19 protein-coding genes are annotated in these 22951 nt (G+C 39.2%); 8 read left to right on the top strand and 11 right to left on the bottom strand.

From position 1 onward, the window contains the following. Positions 1 to 108 precede the first annotated feature (108 nt). Positions 109 to 369 (top strand): hypothetical protein, encoded by a 261-nt coding sequence (locus RQ359_RS06500; protein ID WP_054838672.1) that lies wholly within the window; start codon positions 109 to 111, stop codon positions 367 to 369. 298 nt (positions 370 to 667) lie between these two features. Here RQ359_RS06500 and RQ359_RS06495 read toward each other — a convergent pair whose 3' ends face one another. From RQ359_RS06495 to RQ359_RS06485, 3 genes are all read right to left on the bottom strand, one after another. Continuing rightward, positions 668 to 1690: an MFS transporter gene (locus RQ359_RS06495; RefSeq protein WP_054838671.1), complete on the bottom strand. Its 1023-nt coding sequence runs from the start codon at positions 1688 to 1690 to the stop codon at positions 668 to 670. A gap of 141 nt (positions 1691 to 1831) precedes the next feature. Then, a complete protein-coding gene (locus RQ359_RS06490) occupies positions 1832 to 4186 on the bottom strand; it encodes a plasma-membrane proton-efflux P-type ATPase (RefSeq protein ID WP_206339005.1) in 2355 nt (784 codons plus the stop codon). A gap of 95 nt (positions 4187 to 4281) precedes the next feature. Beyond that, a complete protein-coding gene (locus RQ359_RS06485) occupies positions 4282 to 5304 on the bottom strand; it encodes an AIR synthase family protein (RefSeq protein WP_054838670.1) in 1023 nt (340 codons plus the stop codon). Between the two features lie 103 nt (positions 5305 to 5407). Here RQ359_RS06485 and RQ359_RS06480 point away from each other — a divergent pair, with 103 nt between their 5' ends. Further along, complete coding sequence (locus RQ359_RS06480) at positions 5408 to 5767, top strand: hypothetical protein (RefSeq protein ID WP_156017318.1); 360 nt, start codon at positions 5408 to 5410, stop codon at positions 5765 to 5767. A gap of 135 nt (positions 5768 to 5902) precedes the next feature. Here RQ359_RS06480 and RQ359_RS06475 read toward each other — a convergent pair whose 3' ends face one another. Beyond that, on the bottom strand, positions 5903 to 6433 hold the full coding sequence (locus RQ359_RS06475; protein ID WP_156017322.1) for an SLOG cluster 4 domain-containing protein: 531 nt from the start codon (positions 6431 to 6433) through the stop codon (positions 5903 to 5905). 158 nt (positions 6434 to 6591) lie between these two features. Further along, entirely contained in the window at positions 6592 to 8457 is a 1866-nt protein-coding gene (locus tag RQ359_RS06470; RefSeq protein ID WP_156017325.1) for an APC family permease, read from the bottom strand. A 127-nt stretch (positions 8458 to 8584) separates the two neighbouring features. On the opposite strand from RQ359_RS06470, the gene RQ359_RS06465 reads away from it, so the two are divergent. Continuing rightward, positions 8585 to 9388 (top strand): MBL fold metallo-hydrolase, encoded by an 804-nt coding sequence (locus RQ359_RS06465; RefSeq protein ID WP_240900178.1) that lies wholly within the window; start codon positions 8585 to 8587, stop codon positions 9386 to 9388. Between the two features lie 112 nt (positions 9389 to 9500). Continuing rightward, positions 9501 to 10310, top strand: a complete 810-nt coding sequence (locus tag RQ359_RS06460) for an MBL fold metallo-hydrolase (protein ID WP_156017328.1) — start codon at positions 9501 to 9503, stop codon at positions 10308 to 10310. Positions 10311 to 10436: 126 nt separating this feature from the next. Here the strand turns inward: RQ359_RS06460 and RQ359_RS06455 are convergent, their stop codons facing one another. The 3 genes from RQ359_RS06455 to RQ359_RS06445 form a co-directional block, all read right to left on the bottom strand. Continuing rightward, a complete protein-coding gene (locus tag RQ359_RS06455; RefSeq protein WP_156017331.1) occupies positions 10437 to 11750 on the bottom strand; it encodes a class II fumarate hydratase in 1314 nt (437 codons plus the stop codon). Positions 11751 to 12002: 252 nt separating this feature from the next. After that, entirely contained in the window at positions 12003 to 12371 is a 369-nt protein-coding gene (locus tag RQ359_RS06450) for a hypothetical protein (protein WP_240900180.1), read from the bottom strand. Between the two features lie 164 nt (positions 12372 to 12535). Beyond that, positions 12536 to 14125, bottom strand: a complete 1590-nt coding sequence (locus RQ359_RS06445; RefSeq protein ID WP_156017335.1) for an APC family permease — start codon at positions 14123 to 14125, stop codon at positions 12536 to 12538. A 399-nt stretch (positions 14126 to 14524) separates the two neighbouring features. On the opposite strand from RQ359_RS06445, the gene RQ359_RS06440 reads away from it, so the two are divergent. Next, a complete protein-coding gene (locus RQ359_RS06440) occupies positions 14525 to 15853 on the top strand; it encodes a ParA family protein (protein WP_156017338.1) in 1329 nt (442 codons plus the stop codon). A 6-nt stretch (positions 15854 to 15859) separates the two neighbouring features. After that, entirely contained in the window at positions 15860 to 17353 is a 1494-nt protein-coding gene (locus RQ359_RS06435; protein WP_156017341.1) for a glycosyltransferase family 2 protein, read from the top strand. A 61-nt stretch (positions 17354 to 17414) separates the two neighbouring features. On the opposite strand, the gene RQ359_RS06430 is transcribed toward RQ359_RS06435, so the two are convergent. Beyond that, a complete protein-coding gene (locus tag RQ359_RS06430; RefSeq protein ID WP_156017344.1) occupies positions 17415 to 18383 on the bottom strand; it encodes an inorganic phosphate transporter in 969 nt (322 codons plus the stop codon). Beyond that, complete coding sequence (locus tag RQ359_RS06425) at positions 18361 to 18573, bottom strand: ribbon-helix-helix domain-containing protein (RefSeq protein WP_054838858.1); 213 nt, start codon at positions 18571 to 18573, stop codon at positions 18361 to 18363. Before RQ359_RS06425 ends, RQ359_RS06430 begins: the two co-directional genes overlap by 23 nt. 201 nt (positions 18574 to 18774) lie before the next feature. Between RQ359_RS06425 and hel308 the strand changes: the two genes are divergently transcribed. After that, positions 18775 to 20886: an ATP-dependent DNA helicase Hel308 gene (gene hel308, locus RQ359_RS06420; RefSeq protein WP_156017348.1), complete on the top strand. Its 2112-nt coding sequence runs from the start codon at positions 18775 to 18777 to the stop codon at positions 20884 to 20886. Beyond that, positions 20846 to 21016, top strand: a complete 171-nt coding sequence (locus tag RQ359_RS06415) for a hypothetical protein (protein WP_156017351.1) — start codon at positions 20846 to 20848, stop codon at positions 21014 to 21016. The genes hel308 and RQ359_RS06415 overlap by 41 nt, the downstream gene beginning before the upstream one ends. 202 nt (positions 21017 to 21218) lie before the next feature. On the opposite strand, the gene RQ359_RS06410 is transcribed toward RQ359_RS06415, so the two are convergent. Next, positions 21219 to 22766, bottom strand: coding sequence for an acyl-CoA carboxylase subunit beta (locus RQ359_RS06410; protein WP_156017353.1), 1548 nt, complete (start codon positions 22764 to 22766; stop codon positions 21219 to 21221). Positions 22767 to 22951: the final 185 nt, after the last annotated feature.

Here is a 22951-nt window from a genome sequence, read left to right as displayed (position 1 = left end):
CCTAAGTTAACGATAATCTAAAATAGATGTAAAAGTGGTTTAGCATTTAGTAGTACCTCTTTTCAAGAGGAAAACCAGCATAAAACAGCCTGTACATTATTAAATACCATGGAAATAGATAGTAAGATGCAGGAACTTCTAGATAAAGGATTACTGTGCCTAAAGGGTAAATATAGTTCCATAGTTATAAGGAAATCTAAGACTGGATATACCATAGAACTTAGGTTACCGGAGAAGGACGCAGTGAGAACTGAGTATATCTTGACTGATAGAGAGGGTGTAATAAAATACCTGAAAGATATGACAGGATATTCAATAGTTGATCTTAACGAAGCTAAGAACGTAAAGCCATTAAGCAGTTGGTTGTAAACTCTAATAAAACTGAAATTTCACAAGAACGTTTGAAAAGGTATATCAACTTCTCTCTCTTTTTGTTTTTATATAAATTCATATACATATATTATGTTTCTATCCTTTTTAAAAATGAGACTTTCAAGAAAGGAAACTATCACGTTATTGTCCAGTTTTAGCGTATAGAAAAACCCTAATGAAAGCAAGGAAGAGCTTTAAACTAAAATTAAAAAACCTACTTTAAGTTAGTTTGTAAGAAAATATATTTGTTCATAATAAATATTTAAATTTATATATTTTTAAATTAATTAGTTGATTAAAAGGGATAAATGCTACGCTTTATTGCCCTTAAATGAGAAAGAAGCACATAGAACATTACTAAAGCCGAGAAGAGTGATGAAACTATCAAGGACGTACTCCCGGCAAGGTAAGATATAACAAAGCCCACAAGCCATCCAATTTGTTGAAAAGCGTTAACTCTACCGAACTCTTCTGGAGAATAAGATTGACTTCCCTCCAATGAAACTGGAATGATTGCTTCCCATAATCCGAACGACAAGGAAAAATATGGGAAGAAGGTTTCCCCGCCAACTAGAGAGAAGATAAACAAGTAAAGGGACAAAGCCAGCCAGTTAGGCATTCTGGTTGAAAGATATGAAGTTACAAAGCCAATCATTTCTACTATGGTTGAAATAATGCCTATGTCTTCCAAAGAGAAGCCGAAATGAACTTTCAAGTAGAGATATACAAAGGGAAAAACTATGGCTATAGGTATCATAGAAAGGAAGGGTATAAATACATTGGATTTGCCTCCTTTAGCTTTGGGCTTAACGTGGACTCCCAGAATAGGTATCGAGGAAGCCAAAGCTAAAACAGATGCTAAAATGAAAACCCAATTAATTCCGTAATAGGTTGAAATTAGTCCTCCAATAAATGGCATAAATAGGGATGGAACGATAGAAAGGGACCATATCCTAGCTATGCACTTACTGTCCAATGCCATCATCATGGAGTAAAAGTTCGGAAGGGAAATGAAGAAGGCATAAGCCATAATCCCTGCTAAGATTACCGTAAAAGTAGATGATGATATTTGGATTAAAAATAAACCAGTACCACTAACTACCATCCCTATAAACGCTGATAAATTAACTCCTAACCTTCGATGAATTTGACCTCCAAAAAGAGAAAATGGAATTGCAGAAATTGTAAACACAACAAAAGCTAGGGAGAATCCACTGCCTATGATGTTCTCTAGATAAATTGAAAGATATGGATAATACAAGTAGTATGATGCACCCCATAGAAACCATGACGAAGCTATAGGAAGGTTAACTTTCACGTTTTAACATATAAGGACAAGAGTTAAAAGTGAGACGTTTTTCAAGCTTAACTCGTGAACATAATTAAGAAAGGAATAGGATCTGAGTGAGGTAGTTAAAGAAAAAGATTTAAAAATTATTTTATTTCTATTTCTCTTCTTTTATAAGTTATATTTCCTAAAGACGAAGTTCTTCACTGTATCCATAGCTATCATCCAAGTGAAGGCTAACCCCAGAGCAAATAACACTGCGTCAAAAGGAACAGGAGTTACGAGTATACCTAACACTGAGATTAAGCTTATCACCAAAATGTCACCAGCTATGGAGAGGGACAGCCACTTGCTGGGAGAGGAATGCCAGAACCTCTTTCTTTCCCTTATCATAAGGACTGTGAAAAGACCGGAGAAAACCAGAAGGTCAAACACGAAGGTCTGTATCTGAATGTGATTTAGTCCAAGATAAAAAGAAATGAAAATTCCTACAAATCCCTCTAGAACCAACATCGACGAAAGGATCGCGGAACTCGTAATTAGAGGTTTGACGCTCCACTTTTCAGGAGACTTCGAGTATCTTACATTATCCGTTGCTATTGACATGGTAACGAAGTCGTTGGCAAAAAGAAGAAGAATTATATCAAAAGGCGTTGTAACGAAGAACCTAAATACGAAAAACGACGTAGTCAGAAATATAACTACTTGAATAGTCTTCATTATCTTGTTCAAAGTATAGGTTAGCATCCTCTGATAGATCTTCCTACCGCTTTTCACTGCGTCAACTATGTCAGTTATTCCCTCGTGGGTTAGAACTATGCTAGCAGCTGCCTTTGCCACGTCAGTGGCATTACTAACTGCTATGCCTACTTCGGCTTGCTTTAGGGCGGGAGCATCATTTACACCGTCTCCAGTCATACCTGTAACATGACCTTCTGATTGAAGGCTCTTTACAACGAAGAACTTGTCCTCAGGGAATACTTCAGCAAAGACTCCGCACTCGTCAACCTTTTCTTTTCCTTCCTTGACGTCGGAAATTGCACATGGACGGTCAGTAATTCCAACCTCTTTAGCTATCTCTCCCGCTATTGCTTTGTTGTCTCCGGTTATCATCTTAACGGAGACACCTAGATCTTTCAATTCGTGAATCAAGATTGGAGAGTCCTTTCTAGGTCTATCCAAGAGTGGAAGTAGACCAACTAAGTTGAGCTTTTCTTCCTCTCCCTTGCCTACTGCAATTACTCTAAAACCCCTCAAAGCAAGTTTATCTACTACATCCTTAATTTGATCCGTCATTCCACATAGAGATCCTACTACCTGAGGTGCACCTTTAACCACTTTAATTTCTTTACCGTTTTCCTCAACTATTCCCTCACTTCTCTTTGTGGAAGGATCGAATGGAGTGAAACTCTTCCTTTTAGAGAAATCTACTTTTATTCCCTTTTCTTTAGCGTAATTTATTATAGCTTTGTCTATTGGGTCCTCTCCTACCTCCTCTGACGCGAGCACAGCATATCTTATGAGATCATCTTCCTTTCCTTGGATAACTATTGGATCTATAACGTAGAGCTTATTTTCAGTAATAGTGCCAGTCTTGTCCATACAAAGTACATCCATAGACGACGCGTCCTCAATTGCATTAAGTCTGGTCACCAGAACTCCCTTCTTAGACATTTCCAGTGCTCCTATTGCCATTGCAATGGTAAAGGTAGCTGGTAAGGCTACTGGTATTGATGCTATCAGAACTACCAAGGCGAAAGGTAAGACGTTAGTCAGAGGAACACCAGTTAGGAAGGAGTAAAGTGACATCAAGAGAACCAAGGCTACGTCAATTGTAATTAAATACTTCACTATTCCAAGAATTAAGGACTCGATGTGAGATTGTACCTTCGCACTTTGAACTAACTCTGTAGTCTTACCGAAGTAAGTGTTTACACCGGTATTTACAACTACCCCGTAAGCTTCTCCCCTTTTAATTACCGAACCTGAGTAAAGAAGAGAACCTACCTTTCTCTCTACACTTATAGACTCTCCAGTAAGGGCTGACTGGTCAACTTCAACTTCTCCATCTATCACCTTTACGTCAGCTGGCACTATGTCGCCCAGCCTAACGTGAATTATGTCGCCCGGTACAAGCTCTCTTGCTGGAATACTTTTCCACTCTCCATTCCTTAGAACTGAAGCTTGAACTGAAAGTTTTTTCCTCAAAAGCTCTACCGCACTCTCTGCACGGGATTCTTGCACGAAGCTAACTATTGCGTTAAATATTAGAAGAAAAAGTATTATGCCCATATCATCATATTTCCTCAATAGGAAGGTAACTACTGCTGTTACTTCTAACATCCATGGAACAGGGGCGGAGAACTTTGATAAGAACTTCCTCAAAGGACTTTCCTTCTTTTCCTTTACTTCGTTGTATCCATACTTCTCCAAACGTAGTTTCGCTTCCTCTGAAGTTAGGCCTGAACGTGAAGTGGAAAGTAAAGAGAATACTTCATCAAGAGTTGCTTTAGAATAGTCCATCATATTATCATTTAGCCTTGTAGATAATAAATCAACATAATGTGATATTAATGGCATGTCCTCTTTCTATGGATAAAAACTGTTAATATGCAATGTCTTCACGACTTGAGGGCTGATTTGCCCTTACTACCTATCTCCGAGAACGCAACCCAGAACGGATCGTGGTCAGGCCTACCTATTTTCTTTCCATCTACCTCAACTCCGTCTCCTTCCACGACTTTACCCACAACTCCAGCCTCTATCCCTTCCTTCGTGAGTGAGCTTACAACGCCATCTCCGTCCGATGTAATTATGACCATGGTTCCCTCGCTTATTGAGGTGTAAGGATCTATTCCCACTAGGGAAGTTACTTCCTTCACAGCCCTTGGCATCGGGATCTCACTTTTCCTAACCTCTATTCCTTTACCACTTGCCTCGCTCATCTCGACTAAAGCGTTCCATAATCCTCCTTCAGTAGCGTCATGCATAGCCTTAACGCCTACGTTGGACGCTATTAAACCGTCCTTCCAGCACGACATCTTCCAATACATATCCAAAGCTTCCTTCATTACGTCGTTATCAAGTTCGTCTTGAAAAACCGTTGGGAACGTGTTTACCAACAGCGCTGTAGCTTCTATTGCTGGACCTTTAGTAACTACAACTTGGTCTCCAACCTCTACCTTAGATGGATTAGCCAGCTTTTTCTTCTCCCCTATCCCAAGCATTGTGAAACCTCCTAACATTGGATAGTTAACTCCCTCATATCTACCTGTATGACCGCCTATGACCATTACTCCTATTTCCTTTAATGAGTCACTTATTCCCTTCCACATTTCCTCAAATTCCTGATCTGTCATTGAAGGCGGCAAGTTAAGGTCTATCAAGGCGTATTGAGGTGATATCCCAGAAGTCATTAGGTCGCTCGCAAGTATATGAACCGCGAACCATGCTGCCTTTCTAAGACCGTACTCCTTTACTATGAAAACTGGATCAGTTTTAGTTACGAGTACCCTCCCGTCCATTAGGTCAACTACTCCCACGTCAACTCCATTCATTGGAGGAACAATAACCTCATTTCTCCTTTCCCCTAGATTTGGATAGATGATGTTATCGAATGTATCCTTACCTATCTTTCCTAACATTGGTTAAAATATGTCATAATTTTTTAAATCTTCATCTTAAAGGCTCAAGGAAAACGACAACTTTAATAAAGTTCTATCCTAAATGAATTAGTGTAACCCTAAAATGAGCAAAATTGGGCATGATTGTTGCAACATGACTAGGAAAACTGCATCTGACTTCCTTATGAAGCCAATGTATAAGACAAGTAAGATAGAAGGATATAATATTAAAACGATAAGGACTAAAAGGGAAATTATACAAGTGTTATGGATTAAGGAAAGGGACAAGTTGGCCGTAAGGTATTCAGGAATGCCATGCTTAACCAGTAAGGTGGCTTTAGAAGCCTTATGTGAATGGATAGACAAGGGAGAGGTAAGGACAACTAAAGAAGCTCTGACTAAGTTATCTAACATAAAAGGATTTAAGGTGACCAAGGAGGTGGAGGAATTAGTAAGGGAAGTTATGAGCACGGTAAGAGGATGAAAATAGCTTATGTTATTTTATAATTCAATAAAGAGATGAATGGGTTTATAATAATTAGATCTAGACAAATCCTCTCTTTGCTTTAATTTAGTTTTATTTTTTTCTTTCCATCTTAAAAATAAATATTTAAACTGATTAACCGAACCTCTCTTCCACGCCCTTATTTCCATTCACTGATAAGACATGTTTTGCAAGTTCCTTTACATCATTGAAGAAGTTAAGCTTCGCTACATTTCTCTCGTCCACATATTGGGGAAAGGCCTTCTCTAACAAGTCTGAGCTCATTCCATTTCCCTTCAAGATAAATGTGGGTTTTCCCATTGCGTAAGCTAACAAAATCTCTATGATAGTTCCAGCACCTCCTCCTAGGGCTACAACAGCATCGGCTGATCTAATTAGAGGAACAGACCTTGCTCTGTACTCCATTCCACTATCGATTCTCATGACTTCCTTCGGTACTTCAATATTCCTCTCTATCGGTAAGATCATGATCACTGGGATATCATCCTTTATAGCTTCGTCTGCAACAACCTTCATGAGACCCCAATATCCTCCCAACAAAATTGCCACTTCATTTCCCTTTATGAACTGCACGAACTCTCTAGCCTTTTTTGACAAATCCTCTGAAGGAGGAGAGCTATGTGCAGCTATAGCAATCTGGAACATGGTTAAAGATTAGCTCGTTTTTAATTATTAACGTTGAATATATACACAGAACATACGAACATGGAAACCACATAGGATAAAAATAAGACAATTTACAGAAAATCATTATAAGCATAATTATACTTTAGTATATAAGTTAAAAAAGTAATTAAAATATATTAACCTTCCTGTTCCTCTATTATCCTTTCTATTTCTTCAGTCCTAAATGCGCTCCTCACTGCTGCAAAGTGGAAAATAAGACCTACTATTGCAGCTACTATAGTATCCTCAGGGAATGGTATTAGAGGAGAACTCAAAGGACCGAAGCCTCCGAAGAAACTTGTCGCGTATAGTACCAATATTAGACCTATGAGCCAGAAACCACTCTTTATCTCTCTCCTACCCTCCTCATTAGAGAAGGAGTAGCCTATTATTGTTGGTACTACAAGCATACCTATGAAGCCTAGATAGTACAGAATAAAGGAGGATTCTAAGCTGGGTGAGGAATTTAATATTACGTTATAATACCCGAAGGATATCAAGCCTAACGACGCTAGGAGTTGTCCTATACCTAATAGGTAAGCTAGAGTTCTATTCATTTTTATGTGGTTTACAGCGTAGTATAACCAGAATAGAGGCACGCCTATAGTAAGGCCGCTCAATATGTAAAATAATGTAGTGAAGCCGGACCAATAAACTATCAATATAGCAGCAATGGTAGCTATAGGGGCAATTATTCTAGCTGCAGGTACTCTATAAGGTCTTTTTAGGTCAGATGCATTTCTCCTTAGTGACTCTAAACCTATTCCTCCCATTATATAAGTAAAGACAGTAGCCGAGGAAATGAAACCTACCAATAGGTACCAGCTTGGGAATGGAGCAAGGAATATGCTCCCTACTATCAATGATGCTAGAAGTGCAAAGAATGGAATTCCAGTCCTACCTACTTTAGCGAATATATTAGGGAAATATGAGTCCATCGCAAGACCGTATATAGTTCTGGTAGAGGTTCCAGTATATACCAAACCTGTTCCAGTTGGAGATATTATTGCGTCTATCAGAAGGATAGTTCCCCAAGCCCCAAACAGAGCTATTCCAGTAGAAGTAAATTCAGAGTAGAATGGCGAGGAAGCAAAGTTACTACTCAATAACGCTCCCCAGTCTCCTGGAGTTATTCCTGCTTTACCCCAATCTAAAGCCCCTATGAAAGAAACTTGTAACATTGTGTATATTGTTATTCCTAATATTAAGGAGAGTATGACTGCTCTACCTACGTCTTTTTGAGGGTTTCTTGCTTCTCCTGAGTACTCTACCGCTTGTCTAAATCCTAAATAGGAAAATATTATTCCAGAGCTTGGAATAGCGTAAAGCATAGCTGCAGGTCCTATGATTCCAGAAGAAGCGTCAGTTACGTTTGATGGAAATAAGCCTCCATAAGAACTAAAGTTAGCTGAATGGTAAACTGCAAATAATAGAATGAAAGTAATGGTGGGTATTACAACTTTCCATGCCGTTATTCCGGTGTTGGACTTTCCTAGAACCTTTATTCCCCCGTAGTTTAGGAAGAAGAAGAACAACATCAACAGGAATGCTAAACCTAATCCTTCGTAATTAAGCACTGTAACTGTGCTACCGTTTATAGTGGTTGTGTAAGAAAGTATAAAATTAGGGTTTACGCTAGAAATATATTCTATGGCTCCTTCTGCCTCAATGGCAGGCAAAGTAATTGCCGAAAGGAGATATAGAAAGCCTAGGATATATCCAGTATAGCTACCATGAGTATAGTGTGGATATCTTACTATTCCTCCAGTTTTAGGGATAGCGCTTGCTATTTCAGAATATGCTAAACCAACAAAGATTATTAGAAATCCTGCAATTAACCAGGAAAGTATAGCAGATGGTCCTGCAGTTGACGCAGCGTCTAATGATGCAAAGAGCCATCCAGAACCTATTATGCCTCCCATAGATAAAAACGTGAGATCGAGGAGGTTCAATTGTTTCCTTAAGAGCTTATCTGAATTTTTGACCTCTGTTTCCGAAGCCATCGAAGTATAAATAAACAGGAAGATTGTTATAACCTTTACGGTAGTTCGTCTACAGAATTTATCTAATTATGATGTCATTTTTAACAAAATGAAGCGTTGACGTTTTAAGCTTTAGAAAGAGATTAACATGATTGAAATGCCTTGCAAGGGAATTCACGCTATACCTTCCGGGCCACCCCAATTCCCGGAAATCATGACCACTTACGTTGTCTGCGGTGACAAAACTGCGATAATTGACCCGGGTCCGGCAAATTCAGTGGTTGATCTGGGTTTCGTTGATACAGCAAGTTATGTTGTACTTACCCACCTTCATATAGATCACGTTGGTTTAGTTAAGGAAGTAATGGAAAGATACAAGGAAGCTAAACTGGTGATCAAGTCTGGATTCAAGAGATACATGGTGACGGAGGACGGTGTAAAGAGACTTAACGAAACTGCAAGGGAAGTTCTTGGAGATTTGGTGGACATATATGGCGAGGTCGAACCATCAAGGGATGATGTAATAGAGGTTAATGATGGAGACGTTATAGATCTAGGAGGAAAGTCAATAAAGGTAGTTTACACCCCTGGTCATGCAAAACATCATATATCCCTCTTTTATGAGGGAATGTTATTTTCAGGCGATTCCACAGGGGTGATGCTTAACGGAGTCATGCTACCTTCTACTCCTCCTCCGTTAGATTTACAAAAGTACAAGGAAAGCATAAAGAAGCAGATATCTCTTGCACCTTTCTCTGTAGCCTTGGCTCATGGAGGAATAGTGGATGGAAATTTCTTATCTGACTACTTGGAGGCGTTGGAAAAGGCAGATTTCAAGGTGAATGAGGAAGATCTGGATCTAGGAGGAGAAAAAGGGGAAATATTGAAGAAACATTACAAGATAAACATGGAAGGACTTACATCCTCTTTAAAGGAAAATAATAATGCATGAAGTAAGTTTTTAGATTTAAGAGCGTTAGGTACCTTGAGGATTCTAACATTCACATAAGATAAATATAGGACTTTTTATGTGAGTTTTTAAATTGAAGTTTCTCTTTAAATTCATGAAAACTTTGAAAATCGGGAAGGCTGATGTTGTTCCGGGTAGTCCTAACACTCTTCTTTACGACGGAATTGTTGTGGACTTAGGAGGAAAGAACTCAGAACTACCAATACAAGGAGAAATTCAACTTGCTACACATGGACACGCAGACCATATAGCTGGATTGTTTAGAGAAGCGAAAAGCAAATTTCTACCGCCTGAGGATAGATGGGGTATATCGTTATTGGGTAGAAGGATGGCAGTGTATGGATTCTCGTGCAATGAATCCTCTCTCTTTACCTATGATCTAATAAAGGAAGACTTACAAGCAACATTCAAGGACCCTGAGGTACAAGTTATTAGTACTCCAGGCCATACTCCAGGACATGTAAGTTATGTTATAGGAGACGTGCTTTATGCGGGAGATGCCTTCTTTGGACAGAGAGTTTTGGAGGGCTTCGTTTTTCCTTTTTACGTGGATTTCTGGAAAGCTATGGAGTCCTTGGCCAAGATAAAGGAGATATCAAACTCGGTGGAAGGGATCGTTATTTCGCACGGCCCATTATACGACAAAAGGAAGATGCTAGATTTAATAGAATTTAATATAAACTACGGACAAAAACTTGTGAATCGCGTTAAGGATAGTCTGAGCGATTGGGTTACCTCTCAGCAAGTGGTGGTAAAAGTTATGGAAGGGATGGGAAAGAAGGTAGAAGAGATTTCTCCTACCTCCATCATAATGAATGAAAGGACTGCTCTCTCAATAATTAACGGGCTTAACGTGGATATTACTACTACAATTGATGGAGTTAAGTTTAGATTACATCATTGATGAGAGGAAAATGGAAAAGTTTAGATTTTCTCTATTTATTGAATGAAGTAAAGGAAGAGATAGCAAATATTTTAAGAAACTTTTCTATAAAGAAAAACAAACAATATATAGAGTTAGAAAAAATACTTACTTGTTTATTCCTGGCTTTATCAATTTCTTCATGTCTAATATCTTATCTATATCCTGATCAGTGTAACCCAGTTCTCTTAGCGCCTCCCTTATAGACAATCCTTTGTTTAGTTTCTTACCTATCTCTGTTGCCTTATCATAACCAATCACAGGGGATAAAACTGTTATGAGCGAAGGCGAAGACTCGGCATATCTCAACATTTTTTCCTTGTTAGGTACAGTGCCCGCAACTACTAATTCTGAGAACTTCCTTAATCCTTCCGACAGAAGGGATATCTCAGTCACTACATCATACCCAACTAGGGGAACACCCATGGCGAGTTCAAACTCTCCTAGCATAGAAGCGAATTGAACTGCATGATCCAATCCTATGATCTGAGCCGATATCAACATCGTAGCCTCAGCGGTAACAGGGTTAGTCTTTCCAGGCATTATTGAGGAGCCAGCTATCTCTTCCTGAGAAGGAATGTCTATCTCACCAATTGACGTGAAGGGACCAGAGAACATGAGCCTAAAGTCTTGAGCCATTCTGTATAAGTCAACTGCAATAGTTCTCATAGACGCGCTAAGTGACAACATATCCGTGAGAAGTCTAAGTCCCCTGAAAGTATTTGCTGGTTTAAATCCAATGCCGGTAAGCCCGTTTAGCTCGGTTATCACTTTGTTTTGAAAGTCCGGATGAGCGTTAAGACCAGTTCCTGTTGCAGTACCTCCTATGGGGAGCTCTTTTACGTAGTCCAAGGTTGAAAGCACTAAATTCTTATCGTTAATTAAGGCGTCTGCATACGCGCCTAACTCTTGACCGAAAGTAACTGGAAGGGCATCCCTTAGATGTGTTCTGCCTGCTTTCACGTAATCTGCGTATTCCCTGGATTTTTGGGTTATGATTGATATTGTTTTATCCATAGAAGGAAGAAGAGAATTAATTATGTGATTGACAGCCGCAACCCTTATGGTGGTGGGTACGACATCGTTTGATGATTGGCCCATGTTAACATGGTCGTTAGGGTGAACCTTAACGCTAGCATAGGAGGTTGCAAGCTCCGCAATTACTTCATTAACGTTCATGTTGAGTCCCGTTCCAGAACCGGTTTGAAACACGTCAAGTATTATCTTGTCATCATGTTTTCCTTCCATGAGCTCCTTTGAAGCCCTCATGATGGCATCGGCTCTATCTTTGTCCAATAAACCCAGAGAAAAATTGGCCTTTGCACAAGCCCATTTGACTGCCCCTATTCCCCATATTATTTCCCTGGGAAAACGAGTGCCAGTGTTCATGAAAAGTTTTGGTGCATGTTCTGTGTATTTCATCTCTACATGGAAATTGGAGATAGAAAATAAAATCGTTCCTCCGCTTCTATAAGGTTTATTCCCTATCTTGAGATTTATGTTAGAGAAAAGAGTTTTGAAACATATATTATGTGATCAAATGTCATAATTTCAATATATTAAGATAGTGTTTTCAATAAGTCGTAAACAAAAAAGTATATATAAAGATTATTTATAAACAAAATAATAATTTTTATGTAAAAATATATACATGAAACATTTGTTTCAAGTCTTTCATGTATGATGTTCTGTAATTCTTTCCTTCATAGCTATGAAGGACGAATAGGCGACCTCAGATAAGGTAACCTCCTTAGGCTTAACGTCAAATATCTTAATGCCTGGTTCGGCGAAAAGCAACTTCTTTCCCGCCTTCTTTCCTATCAAGTATGAGGGCATGCAGAATGAGCCATGAGCTCCAAGAATTTCGTCTGCCTTTAATTTTATACATTCCTTTGTAGCTTCAGGTCTTCTGGCTGGGGTTTTTAGGGCTACGTTTTCCTCCTTATATACCACTTCCTTCTTTTCAGGATCATATAGAATCATGATCTCACCCTTGCTGAAAATTTGAATCTTCATTTCTTTATCTACGGTTGTACATATCATGAAAACATAAATAGATTAAAAAATTAAAAAGACATGTTTACGTGGTCGGAACGTGTAAATCAAAAACTGATGAAATTACTTTCTATAATGAGGCATCACACATTTTTCCTTTACCATTTAAATAACATCTGGAACGCGACTGTCTTACTTTTTTGGTTCATATCTCATTTTTTACTGTCATTATTCTTCCTTGCAGCTTCTTGCAATTCTTCCTCCACTATGTTTACTCTTGTACCAGCTTTCTTTAATATGTCAGGCCTTTTCTTCCAAACGTTTAAGGTATATGCCAACATTATTCCTATATAAACAAAGGTAAATATCACAGCTTGGGTAACTGGGTAAACTGGAGGCCATATTGAGGCATAAAGTACGTAAATGAAGATCCCAGTAGCTATAGCTGGTAAAACGTAGTGCTGTAGTGGATGTAGAAGTAAATTAAACCCATAATGTCTCTCCTTAAGTTTTCTATAGAGAGTTATGACTGCGGTGTTAAGCATCAAATGAGTTACTACCAGTCCTACTAAAGCTATTGTTGTGAGAAAGTCGAATGCATCACTGAGAGCTCCATAAACTTGGGGAGAAGTTGCAGGTAAGGTCAACATTTGACTTGGACTTACACCTGCAAAGTACGCTATAGTAAATCCTCCAACTATAGAAAAGATTGACGCGGTTATTGCGATGAACGCTAAGGACTTAATTGGAGTTACGTATTTTGGATGAACTTCAGAGAATGACTTAGGGAGTAATCCATCTCTTGCCATTGCGAAGTAAACTCTACCAGCATTTGACTGCATAGCAACTGAATCTGAGAAGGCAGAGTTGAAAGCGAAGAGGGCCAAAATGAATCCTCCAGCCAGTGTTAGATAGGTGGAGTAAACCACTATTCCTGGAATTGGGTTATTTACAAACGACTCCATTCCAGCTGGCGTAAGTCCGCCAGGCCATCCAACTACGCTAACATATGCCTCTTCTACTAGAACTATACCTACAATTAATACTCCGAATATCAAAGCTTTGGTTATGCTCTTACTGCTCTTAGCTTCCTCTCCTAATGGTGCTGAACCACCGTAACCTATGAAGCTAGTTATTCCGAATATCATTCCCAGACCCAGAGAACCTATGGCACCTCCGTTGGGGGCAAACAAACTAGCGAATTGGGGCCATGCAAATGGATTAAATACCTGAAGTGTATTGTGAGGTATCTTAAGAATAATTATTAATGCGGTTATCCCTAAGAAGGCAACCTCTCCCAGTGCAGCGTACCTTATGTATTTCATCTGAGGTCTTATTCCCACCATTGCTAGCAATATTGGAACTATTATGAAAGTAAGAATAAATGGTATCCAAACCCAGCCCGGTAGGGTAATTCCAAAGAAGTACTTCAGAACTCCAGGGAGAACAACGCCAGCCACATATACTGGTATCGCTGCAGTGCTAGCTACTTGATAAAGGACATAAAGGAAGCCTGAAACTGCTGCAGGAATCGGATTGAAAGCTGTAGATATGTAACCATAGTATCCCCCTGCACTGGCATGTCTTCTAGACAAATGATATAGCGTGTTGACCTCTAAGTACATGGTTAACATTGCTATCAGGAAAGCTAGAGGGGTCAACACGAAGGCAAACGCAGCTGCAGAGGTTATGAATGCTACCGTATCGCATGCTGGAGCCATTGCGGCTATCTCCTGACCTACTGCCTCTAAGGTTCCGACTACGCCACGCTTTAATCTTGGCACACTTTCTGCCTTGCTCATTAGGGTTACCCGAACACTTAGAAGATACATTGTTTTTAAAGTTAACTAATAGCATGAACACTTTAAGATAACATTAATGGAAAGACTAAACTTCAGTTACGAAATGGACAGTTAAAGACTAAGTGAAGATGAGCGTATTGCCCGTATATCTCACATTATTAGGATAACATGATATAAACTAAAGATGAAACAAAGAAAATATTTATTTAAAAGCAAGGAATATTAGCTAAAGCTTCCTTTTAATTAAACTGAATTTTATTCAATTTATTAAATTAGATTTCTAAATGATAATGTAATTACTTTATACTTGGTATAAAAGGAAAACTCACGTAAAGAGGATTAATAAAATTATGTAGAAAGTAGTTTATTAACTGTTGTATAGCATATTTCCTGTGAAACATGGAAAATCGCTACAAGATAGTTCTACTTGGAATAAAGGGCGGCGTAGGAAAATCAACGTTGGGACTTGCGCTAGCTAAATATTTGTCAAGGGATCATAACGTCATTTTTATAGATAGAGATACCTCGGGTTATGCCTCAGACCTCGCAAATATAAAAGGTAAGGGATTGCTAAACTCGATAGTTGAAAGGACTAATCCGTGTGAGAACATTAAGAGAATAGATACAGTAAAGGGTAGAATGACAGTCGTTAAGTTATTCAGTAAAGAAAGAACGGGGGAATTATTATCAAAAATTCACACCGATCCCACGTTAATGCAAGATTTCAGGAAAGTTTATTCCAAGATATTGCTCGAAAGCAAATATGACTTCTTCATTGTAGATAATCCTCCGGGAATTAGTTATTCTACAGATATCGTTAGACATGAATCTGAGGTATTCTACAGCGTAATTCCGAATACAAAATCCCTGAGGATTTACGTTACAGATACGTTAAAGATCAACTTTGAAAACACGTTGAATTATCTTGTGAATTCAGAGATGACGTCTGGAGTCCCTGGCATACCGTTAGCTTTTATAGCGAACAAAGTTCCAAAGGAAAGCGATAAGTTTCTTTACATAAGAGACAAAGTTCAGGACGTTATCAATAGATTCAACGTAAGATATGGAGTTTTAGTCAACAAAGAGCTTTCTCTTGAAGATTTCTCTGGGTCTTTACTGGAGCTTCCAGTTCCCTCTCCTATTAAGGTCCTTGGGGACAAAGTTAAGAATGAACAATTAGATGGCGGAGTCATTTTACCAACTTATGATTCATTGGAGAAGATTGAAAGTAACACTATATTGATATCAGGAAAACCTAACACTAGAAAAGTGGAAATGGCTCTACGTTTGATAAAGGGAAAAGCCATATTGCTCTACACGAATGATAAGATACTAAATGTTGCAAAAGGAGAATTCAAGAAGGTAGCTGTCACGGAGAAGTTCAGGGAAAAGAGATTTACGCTAAAGGACATAAAGGACGTCATGAAACTTGCTAAGTCTCTCTCCGCTGAGGTGTTGAAAAGAATAGAGAAGAAAGATAAGAATGAGGAAGAACAACCAACGGTAATAGTGTATAGAGTAAATGATATATCTCCTGCATCAAACTGTTGCGAGATCTCTAGCCAAAAATACGAGTTCTGGAACACCTTTTTAGGATCTTTGAGGGATATGGCGAGGGTTGCCTTAATATGCGACGAGGTACAGGAGGGAGAGTGCACTGCGTTGGTCCCACTTGTTGACATTTCAGTAAAGACAGATCAGGATGGATATCAGGTAATCAGCTCGTGAATTCGAATGCGAGCTATTAACTTGTTGCTTTTTGCCTCACCTTTCATAGCATCCGCGATTTTAACTTGGCTCACCCTTGGAGTCTCTTACTTATTTTGGTTAAACTTTCTAGTATGGTTAGCAACTTTTGCTGGCGGATTCATTTTTCTGAACTTCATGAGCCTTTCTAGGGGTCGCGACGAAGAGATGTACCTTACATCTGAAGCTAGGGATCTGAGAGTAGCTAGCTTAGTTACATCGTTTAATGAAGATCCAGAGATGGTTGAAACCACTCTCATTTCTGTAATAGAGGCTACAAGAGGAAGAGGGGACGTTTATCTACTTGATGACTCAACTAATATAAATATATCTCGGGAACTTAGAAGTTTTTGTTATACTCACAATGTGACGTATGTTCACAGGGAAGACAGAAAGGGATTTAAGGCAGGAGCTATAAACAATGTATTGAGATCCCTTAGAGGATATGACGTTATAGCCATATTCGATGCGGATCAGAGACCTAAGAGAAACTTCTTTGACGATGTGTTACAGTATTTCTCGGATCCAGATGTAGCGATGGTACAAGTTCCGCAGACATATAGCGAAAGTCCCACTTTGGTAGCTAAAGGTTCTACTTATAAACAAGAGCCGTTCCTAAGGCTTATTATGCGTGGTAGGAATAGAAGGTCTGCATTTTCCTTAGGTTCAGGATCGGTCTTCAGGTTAAGTGCACTTAGAGAAGTAAACTTCTTTGACGAGGAAAGCATCACAGAGGATGCTGCAACCACCATTAGGCTCTATCAAAGAGGATACAAGGTAGTCTACGTTGATACTCCTCTCATATGGTACGGAGAGCCTCCAAAAGATGCTTCCGGTTTCATATCACAACAAACAAGGTGGGCTTTAGGATATTTTCAACTACTTAAAAACTTGTTAAGATCAAATCTTAAAGCTAAGGTATTCTTTGATTTCGTATCTGGCTTCTTTTATTGGCTTAAAGAGGGACCTTTAGCCTTGATTGAGCTAATAGCTCCATCGGTGTTTCTCCTCTCTGGCTTACCATTTATAACTTTGAACCCAATAATTTACATGGTAGCTTACTCACCTTATATCATACTTTCCATGACTTTCTTCTTTTACGCAATGAAGGGAAAAGATTACGGAATTAAAGGTTTCCTTTATCATCAGTTCGTGGAATATTTGGAGTTCTTCGGAATTACATTGGCTTTTTTAGCTTGGGTTCTTAGAAGAAAGGTTCCTTTCAAGGTGACCCCTAAGAGAAAGGGCAGAGTATCTTTAAGGGTGATAATGCCTCACCTTTCGATACTAATCCTTTTAATAATTTCTATAGTTAAGGGAACGCTTGAACTAAGCACGACATCGGATATGTTACTAGTATATTCAATTTACGTTAATTTATTTTGGGCCTTCTATCAATCGTTCTTCCTATCTGGTTCCATATTATTTGCAGTCAAGATGGGAGGGGAGGAAGAGGCAAATCTTGTTAAAGAGAAAACATAGCTATATATCTTGAGAAATGCAACATCAGTGATATCTCTTCCTAGTTAGCGAAATTTTTCTGTTAAATGCCTAAAACGCTCTTCACTATTCCATAAGCTGCTAATGAAATTATGATAGATAGTAAAGGCGAGATTAACCAGCCCTTAGCAACTTGTCTAATCTGTTTGGCAACATCCCTGGTCATAGCGCGCAAGCTTAACCCTATTATTCCACCTAATATTGTTTGAGTTATAGATATAGGAATCCCAAAGAGAGTAAAAACTTGATTTACTACGTTGCTTCCTATAATAGACGACGATGCACCAACGTATCCTAGCTTGGTTAACCTAAACCCAACCGTAATTGCAGTCTTCTTAGAGAAAAATATTCCAATTGAAGCAGAGACAGAGTAGGCTAAAACTACTAAAAGTAACGGAGCTGCAGTTAGACCTGCAGAAATTATTATTCCAACTGCGTTAGCACCCACCACGAATGAGGTAAATGCTGATGAGGTCATTATCAAGTATCTATATATTTTCATCTGTCTACTTAGTCTACTCTCTCCTTTTATTCTTGACTTCATCGTTTTATACATCAAGAGAGAAGCTACTATTGCAACCAACGGAGAAATTATCCAAGACCCTACAGTGAACCAAAACTTGAACCAATTGAACAGTATTTCTCCGTGTGATACTAGCACCAGAACTGCAAGAGAGGGATATAACATCTGGCTAAGGGAAGAGGGTACTCCAATCTTATTTAGATAATAAAAGGAGAAAACCGATGAGAATAGAACCGAGAAAACCGAAGCCTCAACGTAATCCTGTGGTCCTTGAACGATTGAGTACACGCTATCATACATAGTCACGCTTCCTACAGAAGCACCTAGAAACATAGCTACTGTATTTATTATATAGGAATTCCTTCTCCTTGCGGCGTTGGTAGCGAATAAGACTCCCAGAGACGTAGCGTTATTATTTCCGCTTACTATGAATGCAGCTATTAATCCTACTGTAAACAGGAATAGATCAAGTATTGAGAGACCGTTCATTTTGTTTCAGGTACTTAAGATAGGTCTCTATTGCCTCCCTTATAAGGTCACTTCGATTAGAATAGCCTAATTTCTTGGCTATCTTATCTATTTCTCCTATAAAAGAGTCTTCCAATTTAAACGAGACTGTCACGGTTCCTGTGACGTCTAGAAGATAGGTCGTATCATTCAATTTGCGAATTTCCTCCATGCTATCTCATGTCATTTTGGGATGATAGGTAGATAAACCTTCCTGTGTGAAGAGAGTATTATGATTTATATAGACTTATAAAGGTAATATTAACAGGGCAGTTGGTATTACCAGGGATTTTTCATAAACCCGACTTAAAAAATGATAGGAAGTACGGGCAAAAGGGCTTTTAAATGTTCTTGAATAATACGATAGGATTCTATGGAGTATACTTTCATGGACATTGAGGATTTACCTCTTGATTTCGCCAAGGAAATCCTGAAACGCAGAGGAATTGTCAAGCTTAATCCTCCACAGAGTGAGGCGATAAAGAAGGGCTTATTGGAGGGGAAAAGGCTAGTTGTAGCGTCTCCTACTGCTTCAGGTAAAACTTTGATAGCCGAATTAGGAGCAGTAAGCCATCTAAAGGACGGAGGAGGTAAGGTTATATATGTAACGCCTCTGAGGGCTTTAACTAGTGAAAAGTATTCAACATTCAAGGAATGGGAACCTTTGGGCATAAAGGTAGGTATGACTTCAGGTGAATACGACAGTGAGGATAACTACCTGAAAAATTATGACGTGATTGTTACAACTTACGAAAAATTGGACTCGCTTTGGAGACATAGACCAGCTTGGTTAGAGGAAGCTGATTACTTTATCCTCGATGAGTTACACTACCTTAACGACCCTTCAAGAGGACCCGTAGTGGAAACTGTGGCAGTGAGGGCAAAGAGGAAAGGAATGTTAGCCCTCAGTGCAACCATTTCTAACTTCCATGAGATATCCCGTTGGCTTAAGGCTGAGTATATTGCTACGTCTTGGAGACCCGTAAAGCTGGTTGAGGGGGTAATTTATCCAGCTGGCAAATATTATTCTGTCACGTTCAAGGACGGAACCACCAAAAAGGTCAAGGGAGAAGATCCAATTGAGGCTTATACTATGGACAGCATTTCTAGAGGAGGACAAGTGTTAGTTTTCAGGAATTCAAGGAGGAATGCTGAATCTACTGCTAAGAGTTTATCACTGAAGTTTAAGGAATCCTCAGAACTCAGAGAGATAGCCTCAGAGATTGAGGAAGTTGAGGACGCCGGATCAATGGAGAAAGAGAATTTATCATCTTTAGTTAAGAGAGGCGTAGCTTACCATCATGCGGGTTTATCCAGGGGTTTAAGGGAGATAATAGAGAGGGGTTTTAGAGAAAGAAAAATAAAGGTAATTGTGGCTACTCCAACGCTTGCAGCTGGCGTTAATCTGCCAGCAAGGACCGTAATAATAGGCGATATCTTTAGATATAATAGGAAGGTTACTGGATTCAGGGAGGAGATTCCAGTCATGGAGTATAAGCAAATGAGCGGTAGGGCTGGAAGGCCGGGTTTTGACAGCGAGGGTGAAGCAATAATAGTTGTGAGAGACAAGAGGAACTTTGAAAGAATATTTGAAAAATACATGAGCTCTGATGTGGAGCCAATAGAGTCCAAACTTGGCGCTGAGAATGCCTTCTACTCATTCCTCCTTGGTACACTATCCTCTGAGGGAGAAATGACTAGAAATGCCCTCAGGACTTACGTTGAGGAGACTTTGTTAAGCGATGAAATAATAGAAAGTAAATTCGACAATGGAGTTGACTGGCTTAAGGATCATAATTTCGTAATTGAGGAAGACGTAGTAAAGCTAACTGAATTTGGCAAAAGGGTAGCGGACATTTACGTTAATCCTTTCACCGCTGTTACAATAAAGGATGCGTTGAAAGGAAAGCCAACGTCCTGTGAGTTAGCTTACCTTCACATTCTAGCATACACGCCTGATTCTCCTATAGTAGGGACTTCCAACATAGACGAAACACTTCTGTACGATGTTGACTGCAAAATGTTCTTAGAAGAACCAACTGATGAGTTAGAGTTATCACTCTATCTATCTGCCCTAAAAATTGCGTTCATAATTCAGGACTGGATTGAGGAAGTGGATGAGGATGCTATTTTAGCAAAGTACGGTATAGGCTCAGGTGATCTAAGGAACATGGTTGAGTCAATGGATTGGTTAACGTATAGCGGATACAAGTTAGCTCAAGTAATGAAGGAGGAAGGACATGAGGAGATTCTTAGAAGGCTTAACATGAGAGTTAAAGACGGAGTAAAAGAAGAGTTGGTCGAGCTAGTTCAAATTCCTGGAATAGGAAGGAAAAGGGCAAGACAGCTCTGGAATGAAGGAATAAAATCTCTGGGAGACGTAGTAATGGAACCAGACAAGGTTAAAAGAATTTTAGGTGAAAAAATAGGAGAGAGAACTATACATGAAGCTGCAAGAATACTTAGCAAAGGTAATCCTAGCTGAGGAGGGGGATACACTGACCTTTTTTGATGAAGTGGAAACATTAAAGGAACTTTCCCTTTTATTGAAGTGCGTAGGGCTAGAACCAGTTATAGAAGGAAAAAAGCTGACAGTAACTAAAAGAAGAAAGTAGACAATATAAAGTAGACAATATAAAGCGATTTTTTCTATTATTGTGGTACAAAATCTCCAATAAGAATTATCTTAGCTTTTAAAAAGATAGTAATATAGTAATAAATAACTAAATAATCTAATTCGTAAAAAAGCTCAGAAACAATTTAACATCAAGAATATAAAATTTCCTTTTGAAAAACAATTATAAAAAGGAGACTAGGTTAGAGAGGCATATTCCCATGCTTCTTTGGATATCTATATTCTCTCTTATTCTTTAGCATGGAGAGAGCGCTCATTATCACTTTTCTTGTATCCTTAGGCTCTATTACGTCGTCAATTAGTCCCTTCTTTGCTGCCCAGTACGGATTAGCAAACAGCTTCTTGTATTCAGCTATTCTCTGTTTAAGAAGCTCGTCTGGATTTGAAGCTGCTTGAAGCTCCTTTTTATAAAGTATCCTAACTGCTCCCTCAGGTCCAGTTACAGCTATTTCTGCTGAGGGCCATGCATAAATCACGTCTGCACCTAGACTCTTTATGCTCATGGCTATATGAGCTCCTCCGTAGGACCTCCTCACGACAACTGTTATCTTTGGTACTGTGGCCTCTGCGAAGGCATATAACATTTTAGCTCCGTGCCTTATGATTCCTCTGTATTCTTGGTCAGTACCTGGTATGTAACCGGGCGTATCAACTATGCTAACTAGAGGAATATTAAACGCATCACAGAACCTTATGAATCTAGCTGCTTTATCTGCTGCATCAATATCGATTGCACCGCTGGCATATGCTGAGTTGTTGGCAACTATTCCCACAACGTTTCCTGCTACCCTGGCGAAGCCTACAGTTATGTTCTGAGCCCAGTGCTTATGTACCTCGAGGAACTCTCCGTTGTCAACAACTGCATAGACCAAATCTCTAATATCGAAGGTTTTAGCCGAGTCAGTGGGCACTATACTCTCTGCGTCTTTAACTTCTCTGTCATTAGTGTCACCTGTGTCCATGTAAGGAGGTTCCTCCATGTTGTTAGATGGAAGATATGAAAGTAGCCTCTTAGCTGTATTTATGGCCTCCTGTTCGCTGTCAACCATGAAATGAACTACGCCAGACTTGCTTGCGTGAACTACTGCACCTCCTAGATCCTGCATTGAGACGTCCTCTCCTAGGACTACCTTAGTGATCTCAGGACCAGTTACGAACATGTAGTAAGCGTCTCCCTTTACCATAATCAGGAAATCTGTTAGAGCTGGAGAATAAACCGCACCGCCTGCAGCTGGACCAGCCATTATAGTTATCTGAGGAATAACTCCCGATGCCATTACGTTATTCTTGAACACCAGACCGTATCCCTCTAACGATGCTGCACCTTCTTGTATTCTTGCACCACCAGAATCATTTATTCCTATTACAGGAGCTCCAACTTTCAGCGCTAATTCATAAACCTTACCTATCTTGCTTGCATGCATCTCTCCTAAAGTTCCTCCAAGTGAGGTAAAGTCTTGAGAATACACGAAAGCAGTTCTTCCGTCTATTTTACCCCAACCAGTTACTACGCCATCCCCATACAAATCCGTTTTATCAAGACCGAATTCTGTGGACTGTGTCCTTGCAAATGTCATTATTTCGCTGAAGGTACCTTCGTCGAATAGCAATGCAATTCTCTCCCTAGCAGTCATCTTTCCCTTTTCATGTTGAGCTTTAATCTTGTCCTCTCCGCCTCCTGCTATCGCCTTTGCCTTTAAACTCTTCATTTCCTCGATGAGCTTATCCATAGGTGGCTTTTCATATGAAATATTTCATCCCCGATAGAGAGTAAGGTAACTTGCTTAAAAACTTTATATTCATTATATCTTATTAATTCTTCATAGAAGATGATTTTTTCTTAAAAGTAATCAAAGCTCCGTCTTATTTAGCCACGTTAAAGTTAATACATTAGAAACACGATAATCAGTTAACC

It is taken from the genome of Sulfuracidifex metallicus DSM 6482 = JCM 9184 (assembly GCA_032834875.1).
GTDB lineage: Archaea > Thermoproteota > Thermoprotei_A > Sulfolobales > Sulfolobaceae > Sulfuracidifex > Sulfuracidifex metallicus.
This window is presented reverse-complemented; position numbering and strand designations above follow the sequence as displayed.